The organism is Pseudorhizobium marinum, from assembly GCF_000705355.1.
GTDB classification, from domain to species: Bacteria; Pseudomonadota; Alphaproteobacteria; order Rhizobiales; family Rhizobiaceae; genus Neorhizobium; species Neorhizobium pelagicum.
The window spans coordinates 95217-101743 of record NZ_JMQK01000016.1 but is presented as its reverse complement, the minus strand read 5'-3'; the positions used below and the strand labels follow the sequence as shown (position 1 = coordinate 101743).

Genomic DNA, 6527 nt, shown 5'->3' with positions numbered 1-6527 from the left:
ATATGGGGTCAACTTTCCGCGCCGATTGACATAGGAGCTTCTCAAGGTAGCCAAAGAGAACTCGGACCCACGCCACGAAGCATTGATCGGCTGAGAGTGCCACGACAAGAGAAACAGAACGTTATTAGCCATGAGTGGGTCACACTGACCGTCGTCGGTTTCTTCTGCCTTTTCCACCGACTTAGTGCATTAGACGACCAGAAGGTACGATTGGGTTTAACCTTTGGAGGTCTGCTGGCCAGGAGACGGCGACTTGAATTCTCGATTGTGGTCTAGCGGGTAAAAGCGGTACGGACGGTCTGCTTCACTTCGAATCCTCCCTCCGACTTCTCCATACGCGAAACCCGTATGTGCCAACCAAGTTTACGACTTAATCGGTTCTCTGCGGCAGCCAACAGTGATCCTTGCATCCTTGTCGATGTCCCGATCCGCGTTGCTCCGTTAGGAGGGTACAGCGGTGTCCACGCGTCATGCCAAAAGATGGTCGATGCAACCTGCTCGGTGCCGATCATGAGGCGAATACCATCTGCGTTTGCACGTCGGTACGTAGATTTCTGGAAGCAATAGGGAGCGGGTAACGAGACACCGCGCTGATAGTATGCACCATGCCAGTAGCCGTGGACCATTGGCATCTCGTCACAGCAAATGGGAAACGTTCCACCAGTCTTGCCAGGTATCGGCCTTGGATCCGTGTGTTGACGCACCATATCAAAATGATACTGGTCGCTCTCCGTAAATTGCGAACTGGTGTTCGGATTAGGTTCACCAAGTGGTTCAAAATCGTCGCTGATGAAATGCGCGGCGATCTCCAATTCACCAAACTCATCAAACGTCTTGTCGAGTGGGATCCGCAGAAGGACTGTTCTGAAATCATCCTTGGGCTCGCGAGATAGCAGATCCATAGCGACAGATGTGAGGTCGCGATCGTACAGAATGCTAGCATCGATCTTCGGTAGCCAAGAGGGTCTTGGAACCGGATCGACGTCAAAGAGGCCAGGAAGCGCTGGCAACCCACAAATAGAGAAAGGGCCGACGACACTCAGCGGCAGTTGCCATTCTGAGGCGGCGCATGCAAGTGCGCGTTGATAGGCTGAGCGGTAGACCTCAGCTTGTTGCTGGATGAACTGGCCCACCATCCCGTCGCGCTGAAGCCCATAATCGCCAAAATACGTTGGATAGCGTGTGTAACGAACTTGATGCCTCTCTCTCAAATTTGTCCACTCAAAGGCCCATTGCTTCCTGAACGGTAGTTTTGTTTTCGATTCAAGGAATTCCAGCTCATGCAGGAGGTGACCTGGCACTTGCGCCGTTTTGTATTCATCAAAGTAGCTGTCAGGAGTGAAATTCGAAGGGGCGGTTCCACTGTGACGAGATCGCCAATTGTCACTGACCACACCGTACATTTCATTCAACAAAAAGTCTGACCCTATCGATGGCGCGATGATCGATGTTTCCAACGAAGGAAGAGGCGGGCGAGTGTGAAGGGGAGAGACAGCGAATACGCTAAGCGCTGCCAATGCCTCGCTTTCGAAATGTCTGGCACTGAGCCAAGCAAGTAGAGCCTGGGTGGCGGCTTCGCGGGTAGTGGTGCCAACCAAAAGTGAGCGAAGAGCTTTGGCCGTTTTCCAGCGGACCATTGGTACTGGCCAACGCAAGCGCTCGACGAGCAAGGGAAGCGCGATTTCCTTCTCAGCGATCAGTGGAACCACAAGGCCTCCGGGATCTCAAGATCATGCACTTCGTCCACGATCGTTTTTACCATTGCGTCGACGACTTGAACAGCGAGGTCACGTTGACCGACAAGAAGAAGATACTCAACCAGATACCTCGATCCAATGGTAAGTCCGTGACCTCGTTTCTTATAAAAATCCCGCGGATGGGCGGTGTCGATGATGTAGTCTTTCCAGCGGTCAGGGAACTTACTTGCTGCAAAACGCAAACGACCGATCGCTTCGCTACGAGACGTCCAATTACTCTGCCATCCATGCCGTGTGATATGTGCTTGAACAAGAAAATCGTATGCTGCACCGCGACCTTCGACCTCCAGACTTACTTCAGCCGCCAAGTCGAGGACTTCTTCGGCATCAAAAGTAGAGTGACGACGTTTGAAGTAGTCTCTCACTGATTGTAGTGCCGCTTTTCCATTTCCCGCTTCCTTATGGCGATTCAGCCACGCCTCAAAATGTTGTCGTTTAGCCGCGTGGTCGTATGAGGCTGCAGCATCGGCGACGAGTGCCTCGAACTCCTTCGGACCCCGCGCCATAGTCACGATTACTCCTGGATCCAGGTCTGAGCTGCTTGTCCCATAGCGATCTGAATGATCGGTTGGTTTCCCTCCTAGAAAAAGCAGTTGGTCATCATAGAGTGTCTTTGCCTGCACGTGAGACTGTGCTCTCTGTTCGAGCTCGTCCAAAACTCTTGGATCAAGAATGGTGCTTGCAAGGGCAACCATCTCAGGGCTTTCAAGTGACGTTACAGCTAATGACTGACGCAAACACTCATCTGCGTAAGCCCATTCTTCCTGACCGACGTGATGGTTGAAAAACAATGTAAGACGCTCTGGGTAGGCTTTTGCGACAATACCTATAATATTAGTTCTCGCGTGACCGGTACCAGAACCGTCCGTGTAATCAGTGATCTGTTCGACAATCGGGACAAGCGTCTTGAGCCAACCGAGAGCCGGACTGACGGAAGCGTCGTGTGCCGCATCCACCGCTGCCAACACATCAAAAATCCATGGATCCTTTCGGTAGCCGTAACCTAACAGGCAATCAGCAGCACGGAGCGTTAAATCTTTAGCTTGGATCAGGCTGTGCGTCGCGGCCACACGTGCTCGTAACGTCCAAGCCTCAGATCTTTCATTGAAGACAGAGATCGTTGCAGCGAGTTCGGCAGCGCTACTTTCAAGAAACCACTTCGCCGCCTCTGCGGTCATAATGGGCTCGGAAGTTTCTCCCGCGATGGCTAACCATGCCTCGTCATTCCAATGGGTGGTCACCCTTGCTTTCTGGAGGACCTCGAGGTTAACAAGGTGGGAAGTTGTGGGCGATGCAAGAAGGTGCAGATCAAAAGAGATCCTGCGAAGCGCCGCCAAGAAGGAATGATATCTACGGTAGTCGCTTTCTGTGGCTCCAGCTTGACCATGCAACACGGGTTCAAGATCAGCAGTCCCCAAATAGGGGCCAGAGAGGTCCGCTGAAAGCTCCCCATTCGCCACCTGCCTACTGACACGAAGCAACAGTTCAAAAGCGTCCCTTAGCCAACCGAGTCCCTCGGTAACAAGGCCTGGATACTCGAACCTTTCTGCATCATCCGAAGTCAACGAATGGGCGAGGCTACTGAAGAAAACTGCTTCGAAAAAATTTCGGAGGCCGATGTCTATTCCGTAATCGACCCGGTCACCTACTAAGTTCTTTGGGACGGGTGGCTGGCTCACACCGAATGAGTGATTACGGCCTCGGAAGGCACACCATGAAGCATAGCGAGGACTTATCACGCCGTCTTCGAAGGTGATTGCCAGAAATGGATCGGCACCAACTGCACAAGCCACTCGAAGTACCTGATCCTCCAGATCAGCCAGCTCGGCTTTCCACCCTGAAGACCGAATGATATCCCAGAGTTGCAATAGTCCATCATAGTGCCCTGAAGAAACCAGGCGTTCCGTGAAGTGTCGAATATGCTGAACGGGATCATGAAAGCGCCGCAGGAAATCCCAAGCTTGTTGCACATCAGGTCTTCTACGACGAGCAATGACATCAAGGTAGTCGCGAGCGAGCCCGATAAAATCGCTATCAGGACGGTGTCTTAACTCGAGCCATATCTCAATTCTGCGGCGGAGCTCTAGTTCACAGATTTCTCCGACCTCATCGCTCAGGGCTGCTGAAGTTGCTCGGGGAAGCATAGCGACTTCAGCATTGGATAGTGATCCGATGTCGTCCCACATGTTCTTCAGCTGCTGCTCATTTGCGTACGAACGTATGGCAGCCTCTTTGAACAACGAAAATTCTTGGATTTGATATTCAGGCGCGTTGACTACACGCGTCTTAAGGGACCTAATTCGTAAGGCCTCAGCCAAACTGAGCTGTCTAAGCGCATACGATTCCGCTTCTGTGAGGAGACGCGTGATCTGCTTTTCGGGCCATCCTCGCGCAAGCGACGAAACAGCCCATTCTCTGGAGACTCCAGCTAGAAGAGGTGCGTAGTCACCCTGCTTCGCTTGACAGAGCCACAACCATCCCCAGCGCCAATAATCTGGTGCCTCTGAGTCAAGCCAAGCTACGATACGCGGCAAGAGACTTTGAAAGTTCTCGGCATGATCTGAACGCTCACGGACGTAAGCCAAGATGCTTCCATGGAACGGAACCATTGCCGCGTTCCTAGCCTCTAAAAGGAACCCTATATTATCGTAGTCCCCTAGACACTGACGGATACCGAGTCCGGGCCAGTTAAATTCAGATCCGGCCAATCCATGTAGTATGCCACGGTCAGCGACACTCAGACTGCGCCAGAGATTTTCATAGTACTTCCTGATGTCACCGTCAGGACAAGGAGGGAGAAGCAGTACATCATCCGATCGGACAGAACAGCCTGTTCGCAGTATGGCTTCGAATGCGTAGATCAGATGCAGTGGGTGGCCTCCCGAGATTGTATGGAAGGCTTCTGAAATAGAAAGAACCGCATCATCTCGATCTCCACCCGTGCGCTCATCAGCGAGCAACAGACGCCCGGCATCATCTTGAGCCCTAGTCCATTGATGCACAGCGATCGTATCCATGGCGGGTATCTCAACCCAGTCCTCCTCGCTTGTCTCGTCGAGCAGGCGACGTGGTAGTTGACTGTGAGGAACACGTTGCGTTCCGACAATGACGCTCACGTTTGGCGGAACTGGCAGGAGTTGATTGAAGAGGAAATTTAGATGATCAACTTTTTGAAAATCACGCCAAACGTGATCGAGCCCATCGATAATGATATGAAGCCGCTCTCCTCGGCTCTCAAGTTCTTGAGCAACAGCAGCTAAGATGTCATGAAGATTGCTCGCTTCGTCTGTATTGTCGGGTACGGAATCCGGATAGCGTTCGACAAGTTGACTTATCAGCGAATAAGAAATTTCCGAGAAAGAAATTCGATCGGCTGTATCCTCGCCCGAGAGAAAGTAGTGATGCCGAATGGCGGCGGTGCCTTGTCTTCTCAGGAACGTGACGAGGTAGCTGAGGTATGTACTTTTTCCTCTGCCTGGCGAGCCCCAGAGGACACTCACGGGAGTCTCTGAATTGGATACGCGTTTAAAAAAACTATTATGGAAGGCTTCGCTCGGGGGCGCATAGCCCCGCGGCACCAGAAACTCTTGACGAATTGGCTCAGAGCGCTGACGAGTGATTACTTGGGCTAGGTGCTTATAGAGTATTCGCCCGCCAGGCGGTACATTTCGCTTGATTGACCAACTACGGACTTGTTCGCGGAAGTAGTTCCAGCCGCTGGGTGAGAGATCAGAAGGAACGAGCTCCAGTTTGATTTTGGCTTCAAGACTGTACAGGTCATCGGGGACTGAGACGAATTCAAAAGAATTGAAGAACTCGTTAGCCGGACCTGCTCCCCCGCATTCCTGTTCAATCCGCGTCCGTAGCTCTACGTCAAGCAAGCACAGGTCGACCCGACTACCGTTCATCACCATTTCGAATGTCTTAGTAGGCCGTCGATTGGTTCGCAGACAGCTCGAATGAATCGGCCCAAGTGTCTGGACCCGAGCAAACGATTTTGACCATTTTCCTAACATAGAGGTGCCGCGGGGCTTCTTTTTCAACAACCAGTCCCAGTCGAGCGCATATTCTTCAGAATCAACCGTGAATTTTACTTGGATATAGTCAATAGTGCCGTCTGCACGCGCCGCGACAACATCGTCTAGCGCACCGAATGAATCCCCATCGGCTTCGAGCATTACCCAGCTATAAAGATGGGGCTCGCGATAGAAACGAATGAGTGTTTCAATGCCGACCAGATCCTGGAACTCGTAGCCGGCTCGAACGATCGCAGCAGTTTTAATGGTTGAATTCGCCAAATGATCCCTCCGAACCAAACACTTCAACTACCACGCTCGGATCGGGAAGTCATAGCTGTCTCCATGAGCAAGAATGCAGTTCTGGAGGCTACTGCTGAGGTCGTTGTCGGCCGGATTTGAAATATTCGAAGAGACCGTTCAAGACGATAATGTGGATGATGAGATTGAACCCGGGTTAATTAGAGGGCCTGACTTCGCCTTACGTCTCTTGTCGATATCTTCAGAAAGTTCCTCTCGAGCTTCCTCCCAGCCTCCCACGGGTCGCGTCATCGGGAGCTCGCGGCTTGTTGCTGACTAGGAGGTGGGAGGTATTCATCCTGACAGACATCCACCCGCCGTAGCAGTTCACTGGTGCCGTCATACATGGCGTGGCGAGACGAAACGGGCTCACTGCTTTGACTTCCATTCTTCGATCTCGTCCCAGAACTCATCGCGCAGCCGATGAACCAATTTCCTATTCTCAGGCTGTAGC

Annotated in this window: 2 protein-coding genes; both read right to left on the bottom strand. The window is 52.1% G+C overall.

Features of this window, described 5'->3' with window-relative positions:
* Nucleotides 1-272: 272 nt before the first annotated feature.
* Nucleotides 273-1709, bottom strand: coding sequence for a hypothetical protein (locus EO99_RS27590; protein ID WP_156034888.1), 1437 nt, complete (start codon nt 1707-1709; stop codon nt 273-275).
* Nucleotides 1697-6055: an ATP-binding protein gene (locus EO99_RS26830; RefSeq protein ID WP_077067114.1), complete on the bottom strand. Its 4359-nt coding sequence runs from the start codon at nt 6053-6055 to the stop codon at nt 1697-1699. Before EO99_RS26830 ends, EO99_RS27590 begins: the two co-directional genes overlap by 13 nt.
* Nucleotides 6056-6527: the final 472 nt, after the last annotated feature.